The sequence below is a fragment of the Caldisericota bacterium genome (assembly GCA_034717215.1).
In the GTDB taxonomy this organism is placed as follows: domain Bacteria; phylum Caldisericota; class Caldisericia; order Caldisericales; family Caldisericaceae; genus UBA646.
In genome coordinates this window covers 1-1620 of record JAYELD010000098.1, presented here as the reverse complement: position 1 = coordinate 1620, position 1620 = coordinate 1, and the positions used below count along the sequence as shown (strand labels likewise).

The 1620-nt window shown below is 60.2% G+C and carries 1 protein-coding gene; it reads left to right on the top strand.

All coding sequences use genetic code 11. The annotated features are described in order from the left end of the window. The coding region (locus U9Q18_04100; protein MEA3313538.1) for a PKD domain-containing protein at nt 1–1567 on the top strand (1567 nt) is incomplete at its 5' end. Between the last annotated feature and the right edge of the window lie 53 nt (nt 1568–1620).

The following is a 1620-nucleotide window of genomic DNA, read 5'->3' as shown; positions in this document are numbered from 1 at the left end:
CATCGGAGTGACCCCGTTGACGACAACGAAGCTCGTGGAGGGAAGCTACCGGGTCACTCTAAAGCTTGAAGGATATAAGGATTGGTCCACAAGCGTAAACATCCCGGAGCAGAGTGAGATCACGGTTGAGCTCGTCGCTTGGGGAAGCCTAACGGTACGGTCCGATCCAGCCGGTGCAAACCTCTACCTCGATGATCAGCTCCTCGGAGAGACTGTCGCGCAGGGAACAGTCCTTCACTTGGAAGGGGAGCACCGCTTAAAGGTCGTCAGTTGCGGTTACAGACCTTGGTCAACAGATGTGACCGTGGCGAGCGGAGAGGCACAGGAGCTGCGGGCGGAGCTTGAGCGGATCACCGCGGTCTTGATCGAGACCGACCCACCCGGAGCGGAGATTCTGGTCGATGGCCGCTACGTTGGGAAGACCCCGGCCACCGTCGCGATCGAGCCGTCGCTTGGGGAGCTCACCCTCACCAAGGAGGGTTACAAGCCCTGGTCCACCACCTGCATCACCGAGGGAGAGATCCATGTCCTCTTGAGAAAGAACGAACCGCCTGTGGCCCGGATCTCCGGACCGGATGGGGCCTCCGCGCTGGAGGAGTTAAGGTTCAGCGCCTCTGGGTCTACGGACCCCGACGGAGAGATCGTTTCCTACCACTGGGACTTCGGCGACGGTGCAACAGCATACAAGGAGACGGTCTGGCATGGGTACCAAACTCCTGGAACCTATCAGGTAAAGCTCACCGTGGTGGACGACGATGGGGCTGAGGGGGAAGCTACCAAGGAGATCACGATAGAATCCCATCCCCCAGTAGTTCAGATCTCCGGCCCGATCAGCGGGAAAGTCGGCGAGGAGCTCACCTTCAGCGGCGAAGGCTCGCATGACCCCGACGGAAAGATCGTTGCCTACCACTGGGACTTCGGCGACGGTAGCACGGCATCTGGGATGATCGTCTCGCACCGCTTCGAGAAGCCCGGATTCCACATGGTCGTGCTCGTGGTGGTCGATGATTGCGACCTTGAAGCGGTCGATATACTGGACGTGAAGATTTTCACCCAGTTCGGCCTCATCCTCGATCAGATACAGGGCCTTATCGAGCCCGTCCCGTACAACCTCGACCTCGATCTGGGGCGGGGCGAGAGCGGATGGAGCCTGGGCCTCCTGATCGGGGACGACTTGCGGCTCGGGGGATCGATCTCCTTCACCGGGGAGGAGGTCCCCGACTACTACGAGATCTCCCCGCAGTCATGGGACGGAGAGGTGTACAACCTGGGGCCGGAGCTCGAACTGTGTGCTCTCTCGGGGACAACGTTCATCGCCGGGGTCTCCATCGAATGCGGGATCGGTATCTCCTTCCAGCAGCGGGTCCACATTGCGACCATGCCCTCTTCCCAAGGGGGAACCGAGCTCCTGCCACAGAGGGCGGTCATCCTGCCGAACGGCTACACGGACTGGGAAACGTACCTCAACACTTTTGCGGGCATATCCATTCGCCTCGAAGGAGCGATGTTGAGCCTCCGCTATCACAACCGGCGGGGATGGATCGTGGGAATCGGGGTTGAGTTCTGAGGCTGCAGTAGAGGGAGGCAGCATGAAACTGGATACAAGAGACCGAACGTCGG